This window comes from Planktothrix sp. PCC 11201, from assembly GCF_900009135.1.
Taxonomy (GTDB): Bacteria; Cyanobacteriota; Cyanobacteriia; order Cyanobacteriales; family Microcoleaceae; genus Planktothrix.
Map to the genome: position 1 here is coordinate 531,967 of NZ_LT797710.1, position 14,381 is coordinate 546,347.

Consider the following 14,381-nt stretch of genomic DNA (forward strand, 5'->3'; position numbering starts at 1 on the left):
CCTGAAAGGGATTATTGGTTATTGCAACCAATATCCGAATCGTAACAAAGTTTAATGTTGAACGTTTCAATCCCTGAAAGGGATTATTGGTTATTGCAACCACTATTCACCTTAAAGATGGTATATCATGTTGGGTGTTTCAATCCCTGAAAGGGATTATTGGTTATTGCAACCCTGTTCCGTTGAGCCGCTTTCTCTCAAATCCGAAGTTTCAATCCCTGAAAGGGATTATTGGTTATTGCAACCTGTGGCGCTATTAGTTTGATTGGGAATAAAACCGGAATGTTTCAATCCCTGAAAGGGATTATTGGTTATTGCAACCTTTATTGCGTCTCAAGGATATATCTCTAGGGACAGATGTTTCAATCCCTGAAAGGGATTATTGGTTATTGCAACCAAGGGTCAGGGCGAGGATTGTCCGGTTTAAAGCGTTTCAATCCCTGAAAGGGATTATTGGTTATTGCAACCGCCAAACATTAAGAGTAAATTCCAGGCCATTAAAGGTGTTTCAATCCCTGAAAGGGATTATTGGTTATTGCAACCCCTAATTTTCTCATGGCACGGGGAATTCCATACCGTTTCAATCCCTGAAAGGGATTATTGGTTATTGCAACCGATATTGCCAGCCAGAAGAGCCAGGCAGGTCGCAGTTTCAATCCCTGAAAGGGATTATTGGTTATTGCAACCTAGAAAGGATTCAGAGCTAACGTCTCTATCAATGGGTTTCAATCCCTGAAAGGGATTATTGGTTATTGCAACCAACAGGGGCGGGAGATTCGGGAATATTTCAAAGTAGGTTTCAATCCCTGAAAGGGATTATTGGTTATTGCAACCTTGCAAACGCCGTCGCGTTTACCATTTGTAATTCTGTTTCAATCCCTGAAAGGGATTATTGGTTATTGCAACCCACTCGAACGGGCTAACAAATATCCCAAGTTTTTTCGTTTCAATCCCTGAAAGGGATTATTGGTTATTGCAACCAATCACGGAGGCAACCTTATTCCTATATAGCTCAAGTTTCAATCCCTGAAAGGGATTATTGGTTATTGCAACCTAAATTTTCCATCTTTATCAAAATCAATCCGAGAATGTTTCAATCCCTGAAAGGGATTATTGGTTATTGCAACCGAATGATAGCGACCCACAGCCCGAAACGGATGAAGTTTCAATCCCTGAAAGGGATTATTGGTTATTGCAACCATCGCGATCGCTTCCCATCTTAAAGGTTATTTTGAGTTTCAATCCCTGAAAGGGATTATTGGTTATTGCAACCCGCAGGCTTCTGAAACCCTTGATATATTTAGTTTTCGAGGTACGATTCCGACAACCTGATCGTAAAGTACCATTTCAGCCATCGACTTGTCAACACGCAAAAATAAAAAAACGCCAAAACCCCATTCCCATAAGGTATTCAAGAATCGCGCCAACCTCCTTGAAGCCTTGAGACACCTCAAACCCATAATAGATAAACCTTTCAGACCCAAAAATCCCCCTCCAATTTTGAACAGCTATAGGTTAGCGCAAACCATATCCTAGAAACGGCTATTCAACCTGATAACCCAAATCCGCCAACTGACTGCGGGACTGACGCCATTTCGGTTGCACCTTCACAAATAACTCCAAATAGACCTTACCATCAATCAACTTTTGAATCTGTTGGCGGGCATCACTGCCAATGGTTTTCAACATACTGCCCTGATGGCCAATTAAAATTCCCTTTTGGGAAGGACGCTCAACATGAATAGTAGATAAAATCCGAGTAATTTTCGGGTCTTCCTCCACCCGGTCAACGGAAATCGCTACAGAATGGGGTACCTCCTCCCGGGTGTGGAGTAAAATCTGCTCTCGAATTAGTTCCCCAATGATGAAGCGTTCCGGCTGATCCGTTACCAAATCTGGGGGATAATAATAGGGGCCAGGATCTAAACGATCTATTAATAATTGTTGCAAATCATTGACACCCTCCCCCGTTAATGCTGAAAACTTGACCACGGGCCATTCATGGGGTTGGGCCAGTTGACCATAACTCCGGTCAATAATCACCGTATCCTCCGGTTGTTGATCCAGTTTATTCATCCCCAGAATCACCGGAATCTTGACTTGTTCGAGTAACTCAATAATATAGCGATCGCCACCTCCAGCCTCCACAGACCCATCGACCACCAACAACAGAACATCAACGGAGGAAATCGCCGACTTGGCATTTTGTACCAAAACCTTACCCAGTTGATGATGGGGTTTATGAATTCCCGGGGTATCGACAAAAATAATTTGAGCCTCAGCCGTGGTCAGAATCCCCCGCAGACGGTTGCGCGTCGTTTGAGCCACGGGGGAAGTAATGGCGATTTTCTGACCCACCATCTGATTCATCAAAGTCGATTTCCCCACATTCGGGCGACCAATAATTCCGACAAACCCCGACTTATATCCCTCTGGCGGTAAGGGAATTGTTACACCTTCAGACCCATCCATTCAATTTCTGTTCCAGTTGTGATAGTCCCTTGCTATTCTAACCCAAGCCCCTTTCCCTTGATATACAGACTAAAATTTGATAGAGTTGCCAGGTAGGTCTATCAAAATCTAAGATAGAAACCTACTCGAACTCAAGGCGATCGCAGAAACCCTTTCTGAATCTGGGTTAAGATAGGTTATAGTTCTGTACAGTGCCATGGGAGTAGTGTTGATCAAACCAGAATCAACTTTACGTCCAGAGTCCGTTAATTTTTACGTTGGTGAGATTGAGGAGATGAAAACGATGAATTCAAAACTGGTTGGTGGCCTATGCGCCCTAATCGCAGCAGCTTTACAGTTACCTGCTGTCGCTCAAAATCCTATTGGGACACCTGTAGTGCCCTCTGACTTTGACTATAAATATCAACCCAAAGATCCCGATCTGGGACGGGTTGACCCCCCCATTTACCACGCCTTACCCGACCTGGGTTACCCGGATAGAACCCTACCTGCGGCCTTCAAGTTTCCGATTATCTATGAATTAGGGACTGATAAAAGTATCACCAGTGATGCAGTAATTACCGATACGGTGTTCATCCCTAACTTACCTCCGATCCCCAATGGTATTACCTTAGATGATGTTCCCCGGATTCGGGCTGAATACACTCGCAAAGTGGAAGAATGGGGCGAACTGGTTCAAGGGTGTCTGGCTTTAAGTCCTTTAATCATCAAAAGTGATACAGGCAACCCTATTTTAATCCAACAGCAAAGCGCTGGAACAGTTGTTCTGAATGCTAACAATATTTCCGTTTGCCCCAAATAAGTTGATTTAATCTTCTTAATTTTCACCTTCTTTGTTCATGGCAAAGGAGGTGATTTTATTTTAGAAGAAATGGCACAATAATATTAGGGCAAGAGGCTATAGCAGTCACGATGGTCAAGTCTTTTCCCCCTATTGCCTATTGCCTGTTCCCTGTTCCCTTCTATAAAACCATGAAAGAACTCGAAGAAGTTGCAGAAGCACTAGACCGTCAGGACTACCGCCAAGCCGCCAAACTTCTCAAGCAACTGCAAAAACAAGAACCCCAGAATTTTTGGGTACAGTTGTATGCTGGGCGTTGGTATGAAGGGACTGATAAATTGGAAACCGCCGAAAAGGTTTATCGTAAATTACTTAAAGATGCGACAAACCCTAAAATTGTCTCCCAGGCGCGTCAGGGGTTACAAAGAATTGAAGATATTGAACAAAATCGACGTCAAGACGCGATTATTCAAGCTAAAGCTGACCCGAAAAATCAAGAATTAGGGATTTTAATTTTAGAACCTTTGGCCCCAGAAAAAAAACAAATCGCCGCCCAAACCCTAGCCCGAATGTTAAAAACCGATCCCTATACCGCCCGAATGCAGCTACAAAGTCGCGGGTGGCGTCTGTATAAAACCGGGGAAATGGGAGAATTAAAGGTTTATGGTGAAGAAATGTTAGAAGCCGGAATTCCGGTATTTTGGGTGGCTTTAACGGAAATTCAAAAACTTCAGGTTTTTCGGATACAATCAATTCAAAGTTTATCCCCTCAACCGACTATTATTTGTCAAAATGAACAGGAGCAATTAGGGTCTATGACCTTTAATTGGCAGGAAGTTACCCAACGGGTAGAAGGATTATTACCTATGTTTGTAGAGTCCTTAGATTATGATCCCCGTCGTCCTAAATCCGAACGATTTCGCCATAAAGAAACCACCCAAGATTACGCTCAAATTTGTGATCTACATTTGCCTAAACGGGGTTGTATTTTAAGACTTTGTGATCAAAACTATGATTTTAAACAAGGAGTTGATTTTACTCAATTTTCCCCGGAAACCATACCCGCTTCCCAAAATACTAATAGAATTCATTGGAATTTGTTAAAAGAACAGTTAAATTTATTGTTAACTCATGCTCAACTCTGGTCTGAGTTTACACCCTTTGCTGAAACCACATTAGATTATACTCAATTTCTCGGTCGGATTAAACCCCATATTGATTTATCTCGAAAATCCGAAAGTGTTTGGGATAATGCTTTTCATTTATATAGTGGTTTGGTATTTTTGAAATTGTAGGGAATAGGGAATAGGAAATAATTCACGTTTAGGGTATTAGATAATCCCTCTAATTTGAGCTAGAATTGAGCTTATTTTTAATATTTCTTCTTTAGCTTATGCAAAATAACACCTTTAGCCTAATAATTAATAGTCAAAAAGTCGATATCCAAGACCTTTCCCCCACCCTCACCCTATTAGACTATTTGCGCAGTAGTGGACGGGTAGGAACAAAAGAAGGTTGCGGGGATGGAGACTGTGGCGCTTGTACCGTTGCGGTTATTGGTCAGGGGGCGGACGGACAACCCCAATATCTAGCAATAAATAGTTGTTTAATTCCCCTAGCAACGATGGCGGGGCGGGAAATTATTACCGTTGAAGGTGTGGGAAAAAACGGTCTGCATCCGGTACAAGAAGCGATGGTTAGTTTGGGGGGTTCCCAATGTGGCTATTGTACCCCGGGCTTTATTATGAGTTTATTTGCTGCGTATTATAAAGGTCAGGTTGATTATCAATCTTTAGAGGGGAATTTATGTCGATGTACGGGATATTTGCCGATTATGAAAGCCGCAGAAGCTGTTAACAATTCCCATCCCGTTGATCAGTTTAGCCAACGTTTACAAGAGATTGATTTACAAATTAATTCTATCAAATATATTACTTCTTGTCAACAGTTTTTCCGCCCCATTCGACTCTCAGAAGTTTTCAATCTTTTACAAGAATATCCCCAAGCTCAATTAATTGCAGGAGGAACAGATTTAGGCTTAGAAATCAGTCATCATCGCCAAGAATTTCCCACCCTAATTTCCCTAGAATCCGTTGCAGAACTCCAACAAATTCACTACCATTTAGATACCGTAGAAATTGGTGCGGCTATTCCTTTGAGTTATATTCAAGAACAATTAAGGGGAATATTTCCGAGTTTAGATGAAATGTTAACCTGGTTTGCGGGTAAACAAATTCGTAACCGTGCTACCATTGGAGGCAATATTGCTACAGCGTCTCCCATTGGAGATTTAGCCCCGGTTTTACTCTCTTTAGATGCTCAAATTCGGTTAGAAAGTTTAACCGGAGAACGAATTATTGCTATTGCTGATTTTTTTAAGGGTTATCGTCAAACTCAATTACAATCCCAAGAAGTAATTGTTTCAATTATTATGCCTAAAACGGTTACTGAAAATACGATAAGGCGTTTTAGTCAATCCTATAAAGTGGGAAAACGGGGGACAGATGATATTAGTATTGTTTCCGCAGCCTTTACCATTGATTTGGATACAAATAATACAATTATTTATGCTAGACTAGCCTATGGTGGAGTCGCAGCAATTCCGCTCAGAGCGATTGAGATTGAAGAAATGTTAATCGGAAAACCCTGGAATTTGGCAACAATTCAACAAGCTAAAATGAGGTTAAAAAATGTTTTTAATCCCTTGACGGATTTACGAGGAAGTGCTAGTTATAGAAAACGATTAGTTGCTAATTTGTTTGAAAAGTTTTTCCTAGAGTTTTCTCCCCTCTAAAACGTTGTTGGGCTTTAGCCCTTATTGGGAGCGCTCAAGCGCAACAACAAATATAGTAGCTTTGTAAAGATTGCGCTGAAGCGCAACAACGTGCAACAACGCGTAACAACGAATTTAAGGATAAAAATATGAAAGAAAATAGTAACTCTAAACCTCATGAAAGTGCTGTCGGTCATGTTACGGGGAAAGCGATTTATACCGACGACCAAAGATTACCTAACGGAATGTTATATTTATGGCCCGTATTATCCCCCTATGCTAAAGCCAAACTATTAAAAATTGATAGTTCAAATTTAGATAATATTCCAGGGTTTGTGACTATTCTAACCGCCAATGATATCAAAGGTTATAATAACACGGGAACCATTAAACACGATGAAGTCCTATTACCTGCGGATGAAATTAATTATTGGGGTCAACCTGTAGTGTGGGTGGTTGCAGAAACAGAAATTTTAGCCCAAAAAGCAGCCGAAACTATAAAAATTGACTATGAAGTATTAACCCCAATTTTAACAATTAAAGACGCAATACAAAATAATAGTGTTCACGCCGATAAAAATATTATGCGTCGGGGAAATATTGCTAATGCTTTACAAGAATCTGATTTTATTTTAACCGGAGAGATTGAAATTTCAGGTCAAGATCACTTTTATTTAGAAACTCAGGTCAGTTGGGTTATTCCCAATATGGAAGACCATTATCAAGTTTATTCTTCCACCCAACATCCGAGTGAAACTCAAGCAATTATTTCAGAGGTTTTAGACATTCCTAGAAATCAAATTGTGGTCACTTGTTTACGCATGGGAGGAGGGTTTGGAGGCAAAGAAACCCAAGCTAATCCCACCGCAGCGATCGCCGCTTTAACCGCTCAAAAAACCGGACGTCCGGCGCGAGTTCGACTCAAACGAGATCAAGATATGATCACTACTGGAAAACGCCATGCTTTTTTAGGTCAATATCAAGTAGGATTTAACTCAAAAGGTCAACTTTTAGCCCTAGATATTGATTTATATTCCGATGGCGGTTGGAGTGCGGATTTATCCTTCCCTATTTTACAACGGGCGATGTTTCATCTGGATAATTGTTATTATATTCCTAACTTAGAAATTCGAGGTCAAGTCCTGAAAACAAATAAGGTTTCTAATACGGCTTTTAGGGGATTTGGGGGGCCACAGGGCATGGTAATTATTGAAGAAATCATCGATAGAATTGCGCGTAAATTGGGATTACCTCCTGAAGTAGTCAGAGAACGTAATTTTTATCATGGTGAAGCAGAAACCAATACAACCCATTATGGTCAAGAAATTTTTGATAATCGCATTTTAAGGGTTTGGGAGGAAGTGAAATTAAACTCTAATTTTGCCCAGCGAAAAATAGAAATAGCACAATTTAATCAAAATAATTATTATCAAAAACGCGGGTTAGCCATTACTCCAGTTAAATTTGGAATTTCTTTTACCAAAACCGAATATAATCAAGCAGGGGCTTTAATTTTAATTTACCTAGATGGGAGTATTCAACTCAATCATGGGGGGACGGAAATGGGTCAGGGTTTACAAACGAAAATGTTACAGGTTGCTTCCCAAGCATTAGGGGTGAATATTGAACGGTTTAGAATCATGCCCACGAGTACAGATAAAGTCCCAAATACCTCGGCTACGGCTGCTTCTAGTAGTTCAGACTTAAATGGTCAAGCGATAAAAAATGCCTGTGAAATCCTTAAAATACGACTGGCAAAAGTTGCAGCAAAGTTGTTAAATATGGATGAACCTCAAGAATTAATTTTTGAGAAAGATTGGATTTATTGTCAAAGTTATCCCAGTCAAAAAATAGCTTTTAATGAAGTGGTTAAACAAGCCTATAATCAACGGGTGAGTTTATCTACAACGGGCTATTACCGTACCCCCAATATTTACTATGATCCCAAAATAGGCAAGGGTAGACCCTTCTATTATTATGCCTATGGTGCTGCCGTTAGTGAAGTGGAAATCGATGGATTTACGGGAACTTTTAAACTGCGCCAAGTGGATATTGTTCACGATGTGGGAGAATCCTTAAATCCTTTAATTGATATCGGACAAATAGAAGGAGGTTTTGTCCAGGGAATGGGATGGTTAACGATGGAGGAATTGGTTTGGGATGACTCGGGAAGATTAAAAACATTTGCTCCAAGCACCTATAAAATTCCCACAATTAAAGAAGTTCCTAAAAATTTCAAGGTTGACTTATTAAAACGAGCGGCTCAGGATGGGGTAATTTATGGGAGTAAAGCGGTGGGAGAACCTCCTTTTATGTTAGCAATTTCGGTTAGAGAAGCGATTAAAGAAGCTATTGCAGCCTTTAGTCAAATCGATTCGTTTTTTTTAGCTTCTCCTGCTACCCCAGAAGCAATTTTAAATGCCATTGAACAGGTACAATTAAAATTAGTTGATTGTTAAAATAATTGCAGTTATTCATCCAGTTTTCTATTGATTACTTGCCTTTCTTGTGTTATAATGATTCAATTCTATCAACAACTTATTGAAGTTTTAAATCAAGGGGATGTGGTGGTGGCAACCGTCACCCGGGTTAAGGGTTCAGTCCCGCGAGAAATGGGGGCAAAAATGCTCATTTGTGCCGATGGTCGAACCTTTGAGACTATTGGAGGAGGCGCGGGAGAATTTAAAGTTATTCAGCAAGCTGGGGAAGTTTTAAAAACCGGAAAAAAGCAATTAGTTGAAATTGATTTATCCGGTGCTCCTGAGCGGGAAACCCAGGGGGTTTGTGGGGGGTTAATGCAGGTGTTATTAGAAAGATGGTCAGGGAAAAAAGCGATCGCATTAACGGAAAAAATTTTACGGGATTTAGAAATAGGAAAATCTGTTATCCTTGTAACTTATTTTGATAAAACTTTTCCCTATTTACTGCCCGAAAATAACCCAATTTTAATCTCTGATCAAACCTTTATAGAAACCCTAAAACCACCTCCAACTTTATTAATTATAGGCGCGGGTCATGTCGGAGAAAAGTTATCTCAAATAGCTGATTTTATTGGCTTTAAAATTATAATCCAAGACTCTCGGACTGAGTTAACCCATCCAGAAAGATTTCCTCCCCGGGTTCAAATTTTTAATCAAAGTGTTAGCAATGTTTTGGAACAACTAACATCCCATGAAAATCTCTATATTGTCCTGGTAAATCGAGGATATATTTATGATATTGAAGCCTTAAAGGTGATTTTAAATTGGGATTTATCCTATCAATATATTGGAATGATAGGGAGTCAAAAACGGATTAACTGGGTTTACCAAGATTTACAAGAATCTGGAATTTCTCCCCACCAACTCGAAAAAATTCATGCTCCCATCGGATTAGAAATTGGCGCATTAACTCCTGAAGAAATCGCCATTAGTATTGGGGCAGAATTAATTCGAGTTTATCGAGAAAAACAGAAACCTTAAGTTTGAGGCGGTTTCAGCTAAAGCCTTGAATTCAGATCGGCTTTACATTGATTCAAAATCCGAGTATCATTTTCACTAGGATTAGGAAGACGATGAAATCCTTCTAAAACCAGATTATTTTCGCTAACTTGACCTCCGGTTGTCGCTACAACAGCAGTATTATTCAAACCAATTTGATAGGAATGGGTCTCTTGAGTATAACTGTCAATAATATTTAAACTCAGATGATTTCCTTGAGGAACTCCAGTAAAACAGTCAAAGGACGAACGTGGCATATAAAACGCCCCGGTTACTTGACCTTGCTTGACTTCAAACACCATATAAGATTGTCCAATTTGTTCCGGTTGGGGAGATTCACCATAGAGATAAACCCCATCTCCAAGAAAATGACCTTGGACAGCGGCGGTTTCTGAGCCCGGATTGTGGGGATTTTGTGAAAGTAAAACGGTGTTCGCCGAGGCAATTCCCCCAAAACCCGCGATTACCGTTAAGGCTAAAGTATTAACCAGGGGGGAAAGTCGGGTCAATACCCGGCAAAACCTACTCCCAAATGAAACATAACTGAGCAGTTGATCAAGCATTTTTTGAATCTCCTGCGAAAAGGCATTGATAACCGAATCTCTAGCTACAGCATCAATTCAGTTGATTTCGGTAAAACTTACTGCTAATTGCAACATACAATACTATTTTGAAATTCTTTTGAAGTGAACATTCCCTTTTCGATTGACCTAGATCGCTAATTCACCGAAACTAGATTAAAGCGTTTCAATAGTACGCCCACCAGAGGTATGATGACGTTACGGAGCAACTAAGGGAACGCAAAATTAAAATGCGAATTCTATTTGTCGCCGCAGAAGCGGCACCTTTAGCAAAAGTAGGTGGGATGGGAGATGTGGTCGGTGCCTTGCCGCAGGTATTGCGGGCAATGGGACACGATGTTCGCATCTTTATGCCCTATTATGGCTTTCTCGCCGATAAGATCAAAGTCCCAAAAGACCCGATCTGGTGGGGAAATGCCATGTATCAGCGTTTTGCTGTCTTTGAAACGGTATTTCCCAAAACGGATGTGCCATTATATTTATTTGGGCATCCCTCTTTTATGCCTCGTCGTGTTTATTACGGAGAGGATGAGGAGTGGCGGTTCACTTTATTTTCTAGTGGCGCGGCGGAATTTGCCTGGAATTATTGGAAACCCCATATCATTCATTGCCATGACTGGCATACCGGAATGATCCCCGTCTGGATGCAAGAAACACCAGATATTGCCACAATCTTCACTATTCATAATTTAGCATATCAAGGGCCTTGGCGTTGGTATTTGGAACGAATTACTTGGTGTCCTTGGTATATGCAGGGTCACAATACCATGGCGGCGGCGGTACAAGCGGCGGATCGCGTCACAACGGTTTCACCCACTTATGCTGAACAAATTCAAACCGCAGCTTATGGGGAAAATTTAGAAGGGTTACTTTCCTTTGTCAGTGGTAAAATGACGGGAATTTTAAATGGAATTGATACGAATTCCTATAACCCAGCGACTGACCCTTATATTCCCGAACGGTTTACGGCGGATACTTTGGAAAATCGCCGCGCCAATAAGGTTGCCATTCAAGAAGAAGTGGGATTAGAAGTTAATTCTAATACTTTTTTAATGGGGATGGTCACTCGATTGGTGGAACAGAAAGGGATTGATCTGGTAATTCAAATTATGGATCAATTCCTATCCTATAGCGATTGTCAATTGATTGTTTTGGGAACGGGCGATCGCTATTATGAAACCCAATTATGGCACATGGCTTCCCGTTATCCGGGTCGGATGACGACGCAATTATTGTTTAATGATGCCCTATCAAGGCGGATTTATGCGGGTTGTGATGCCTTTATTATGCCGAGTCGGTTTGAACCCTGCGGCATTAGTCAGATGTTGGCGATGCGTTATGGTTGTATTCCGATTGTTCGACGGACGGGCGGTTTAGTCGATACGGTATCCTATAATGATCCGATTAATTATCAGGGCACGGGATACTGTTTCGATCGCTATGAACCCTTAGATTTTTATACCTCAATGGTTCGGGCTTCTGAAGCGTTCCGGTTTAAAGATCAATGGCGAGAACTGCAACGTCGGGCGATGAGTCAAAACTTTAGCTGGGAAAATTCCGCTAGAGAGTATATCCAACTTTACAACAATGTGATGGATAGTTATGGCGGTGTTTCTAATGAACCCGCACCCCCACCCGCACCTCCCCAACCCCCCCAACCTCCCCAACCCTCTGCTGGTGCGGTGGTTTAAGGGTTGATGTCTACTAGAATTAAGGTTCAAAGTTCAAAGTTTAAAACGGTTTAAATTTTGAATTTTGAACTTTATAAGTTATTAATTTAGGCAAATAAATCTAAAGGAAAATGTCCGTATACGCCATTAATTCCATTTTCTTCGGTGGATTGAAAGGAAATTAGTACCCCGCGATATTTTTCTAAATAGGGACTAATATAGAAAGTTTGACTGCGACCATTAAATTTTAAATAGACAGATTCCGAGACAGGTTCTAAGGCATGATCTTCCAGATTAATTGAATATTCAAAGGCTTTTAAATAATCTGTTAATGCGGTTAAAGCCTGAGCCATGGAATCAGCACAAATGCCAATCATTTGATATTCTGATTCACTGTTAAGTAATAATAATGCGGCTTGAATTTTCACCTTTTCTGGATCAGAAATAGGGGAAATTTCATCTGTACAAAGAAAGCCCTTTAAAATGGCTTGAGCTTCTGGAATAGTTAATGGGGATATCATAATTAATTAGGCTTTGAAGTTAGGGTTAGAAATCAGAGAACACCCAAGGCGCGGCACTGGACTAGGCGGTGGCGTGGGCGAGTTCTTGCCACCGTTGATGCCAAAGTTCCATGGCGGTTTCCCCTTGGGGCAGGTCAGCAAATTCTTGACTTTGTTGTTTAAGTTCGGGGGCCAGGCGTTCTAAGCCATCAAAGCTATTGCAGTAACGCAAAACGGTTTTCCAGCCGTCGTGCCACTGTTGACCTGCTTGTTGACGTTCCCGCAGGGGTCTGAGACGTTCTTCTTCTTGAGCTTGACGTTGGGCTTCGAGTTTGAATTGTTGGGATTTTTGCGCCCAGGCGGAACGCCATGCTTCTAGGACGGAGGAGTCATACTGAGTTGGGTATTGCTTCACTTCTAAACTGAGCATTTCCCCCAGTTGATCTAAGTAGGGGCGATCGCTACAATTTTTAATCGCGTCTAACCCCGTTTCTTTCCAGAGGGGCAGGCGACGATAGCTGACAAAAATGGCTTTTTTCTGTTCAATTTTTACCCAAATTTGGTGTTGCCAGAATTCTAGGCGCTCAATGTTTCGAGGTGCGATACTCAGTAAGGTAGCAACTTCCAACCAAACACGGGCTAGGGGCCATTGACTCGGAACAATTACTCCAGCCTGAATTAAATTATGAGACATGGGCAAACACCTAGATTCTGCACGATGATTTTCCCTAACACTAGATATAGCGTCTTGATTGGGAATTATCGATAATTATACTCTATATTTGGAATTTAGTCTAGGTCTTGAGGAAGAAAAATTGCAGACCATGGCTAGACGGGGCCAAGATTGTAGCGACAAATACAGCAAGTTGGGTTGAAGCGTTTTTGAGTATAGACTTTAATAGAATAGCAGAAGTTAACACCGTTGGCAAAGGCCCAAATTTTGGACGTCAGTGATTAGGGATTGTATCCAAAAGCATGAAAATTAATAAAATTCATCATATCGCCATTATTTGTTCTAATTATCAAAAATCTAAGGATTTTTATGTGAATCTTTTAGGGTTTGAAATTATTCAAGAAACCTTTAGAAAAGAACGAAATTCTTATAAATTAGATCTGCGAGTGGGAACCCAGGATCAGATTGAGTTATTTTCCTTTCTTGATCCTCCCCAACGGCCGAATCAACCGGAATCTTGTGGTTTAAGACATTTAGCATTTGAAGTGGATGATATCGATCAAAGCGTTAGGGATTTATTGGGAAAGGGGATTGAAGTAGAACCAATTCGTTTAGATGAAATTACAGGAAAACGATATACTTTTTTTCAAGACCCGGATCATTTGCCCTTGGAAATTTATCAAAAATAGGGAATAGGGAACACCGGAACAGGCAATAGGCAATAGGGAACATGGACTAATACCCAAATCTATCGGGTACATTCTTGCTGTTGTTCCCTACCCTAATTAATAATCCCGAACCACCGAAGCACTGCCATAGGCTTTTTGCCAGAGGTGATAGAGTAAAGATTCCGTGCGATCGCCTAAAACAGTCAGAAAAATTCCAGTTTCACCCTCTGGATCCACTGTGATCCAAGTTCCGGTTAAACTAACTTCTAAGGTTTCTGTATCCGCCAAACATAACGCGATCGCTTCTGACTGCTGTTGACGGACTGCCGCCTCCAACATCGAGAGGGCGGGTAAACCCACGGGTAAAAGAAATGAGGCTGAACTAGGCTGCACGACCATGGTTTGGCCGATTCGCATTGCCAACTTCACCCGCAGCGCCACCAGTTGCTCGGGAGATTGACTCAGGCGATCAAGATGAAAGGTTGTTTCGGTATAAGTTAACTTCAGCATGGATTAATCGATCCCTTTTCGCAAAAAGCAAGGGTTTATCAGGGGTTGAGGGTTAATTGTTAACGGTTAACACGAGAATTGGATCTGTCCGTTGGGCTGGTCATGGCTTGACTCCATTTACACTAATTAATACAAACACAAACACAAACACAAACCCCCGCCTCTTGTTCTGATGAGGAAGCGGGGGTTCAACCGAGTTGGGTTGAAGTTTGGGTACGGGTACAATTCATCTAAATTTGTACCTCCCGCTTCGTGAGTCGAATAAAAATGTTGA

At 41.2% G+C, this 14,381-nt stretch carries 12 protein-coding genes and 1 CRISPR repeat array (1 of these 13 running past the window's edge); of the genes, 7 read left to right on the forward strand and 5 right to left on the reverse strand.

What is annotated here, in order from left to right; genetic code table 11:
• Window positions 1-1,272: a CRISPR direct-repeat array (repeat unit 37 nt; unit sequence GTTTCAATCCCTGAAAGGGATTATTGGTTATTGCAAC) (it extends 1,604 nt beyond the left edge of the window).
• A 270-nt stretch (window positions 1,273-1,542) separates the two neighbouring features.
• Entirely contained in the window at window positions 1,543-2,472 is a 930-nt protein-coding gene (gene era, locus PL11201_RS21690) for a GTPase Era (protein WP_079680917.1), read from the reverse strand.
• Between the two features lie 283 nt (window positions 2,473-2,755).
• Between era and PL11201_RS21695 the strand changes: the two genes are divergently transcribed.
• The 5 genes from PL11201_RS21695 to PL11201_RS21715 all read left to right on the forward strand — a co-directional run bounded on the left by PL11201_RS21695 (window position 2,756) and on the right by PL11201_RS21715 (window position 9,487).
• Window positions 2,756-3,274 carry a hypothetical protein gene (locus PL11201_RS21695; RefSeq protein WP_079681065.1) on the forward strand — a complete coding sequence of 173 codons (519 nt, stop codon included), beginning with the start codon at window positions 2,756-2,758 and terminating at the stop codon, window positions 3,272-3,274.
• A 170-nt stretch (window positions 3,275-3,444) separates the two neighbouring features.
• Entirely contained in the window at window positions 3,445-4,548 is a 1,104-nt protein-coding gene (locus PL11201_RS21700; protein ID WP_079681066.1) for a tetratricopeptide repeat protein, read from the forward strand.
• Between the two features lie 98 nt (window positions 4,549-4,646).
• Window positions 4,647-6,047: a xanthine dehydrogenase small subunit gene (gene xdhA, locus PL11201_RS21705; RefSeq protein WP_079680918.1), complete on the forward strand. Its 1,401-nt coding sequence runs from the start codon at window positions 4,647-4,649 to the stop codon at window positions 6,045-6,047.
• A 128-nt stretch (window positions 6,048-6,175) separates the two neighbouring features.
• Complete coding sequence (gene xdhB / locus PL11201_RS21710; protein WP_079680919.1) at window positions 6,176-8,485, forward strand: xanthine dehydrogenase molybdopterin binding subunit; 2,310 nt, start codon at window positions 6,176-6,178, stop codon at window positions 8,483-8,485.
• 57 nt (window positions 8,486-8,542) lie between these two features.
• The gene (locus PL11201_RS21715; RefSeq protein WP_079680920.1) at window positions 8,543-9,487 is read left to right on the forward strand and encodes an XdhC family protein; all 945 of its coding nucleotides are present in this window, start codon (window positions 8,543-8,545) and stop codon (window positions 9,485-9,487) included.
• Between the two features lie 17 nt (window positions 9,488-9,504).
• Here the strand turns inward: PL11201_RS21715 and PL11201_RS21720 are convergent, their stop codons facing one another.
• On the reverse strand, window positions 9,505-10,068 hold the full coding sequence (locus PL11201_RS21720; RefSeq protein WP_079680921.1) for a hypothetical protein: 564 nt from the start codon (window positions 10,066-10,068) through the stop codon (window positions 9,505-9,507).
• Window positions 10,069-10,316: 248 nt separating this feature from the next.
• Between PL11201_RS21720 and glgA the strand changes: the two genes are divergently transcribed.
• Window positions 10,317-11,777: a glycogen synthase GlgA gene (gene glgA, locus PL11201_RS21725; RefSeq protein WP_079680922.1), complete on the forward strand. Its 1,461-nt coding sequence runs from the start codon at window positions 10,317-10,319 to the stop codon at window positions 11,775-11,777.
• A gap of 86 nt (window positions 11,778-11,863) precedes the next feature.
• On the opposite strand, the gene PL11201_RS21730 is transcribed toward glgA, so the two are convergent.
• Window positions 11,864-12,277: a DUF1824 family protein gene (locus tag PL11201_RS21730; RefSeq protein ID WP_079680923.1), complete on the reverse strand. Its 414-nt coding sequence runs from the start codon at window positions 12,275-12,277 to the stop codon at window positions 11,864-11,866.
• Between the two features lie 61 nt (window positions 12,278-12,338).
• Complete coding sequence (locus PL11201_RS21735) at window positions 12,339-12,950, reverse strand: hypothetical protein (protein WP_079680924.1); 612 nt, start codon at window positions 12,948-12,950, stop codon at window positions 12,339-12,341.
• Between the two features lie 281 nt (window positions 12,951-13,231).
• Between PL11201_RS21735 and PL11201_RS21740 the strand changes: the two genes are divergently transcribed.
• On the forward strand, window positions 13,232-13,618 hold the full coding sequence (locus PL11201_RS21740) for an SMU1112c/YaeR family gloxylase I-like metalloprotein (RefSeq protein WP_079680925.1): 387 nt from the start codon (window positions 13,232-13,234) through the stop codon (window positions 13,616-13,618).
• A 96-nt stretch (window positions 13,619-13,714) separates the two neighbouring features.
• Here the strand turns inward: PL11201_RS21740 and PL11201_RS21745 are convergent, their stop codons facing one another.
• The gene (locus PL11201_RS21745) at window positions 13,715-14,107 is read right to left on the reverse strand and encodes an alr0857 family protein (RefSeq protein WP_079680926.1); all 393 of its coding nucleotides are present in this window, start codon (window positions 14,105-14,107) and stop codon (window positions 13,715-13,717) included.
• Between the last annotated feature and the right edge of the window lie 274 nt (window positions 14,108-14,381).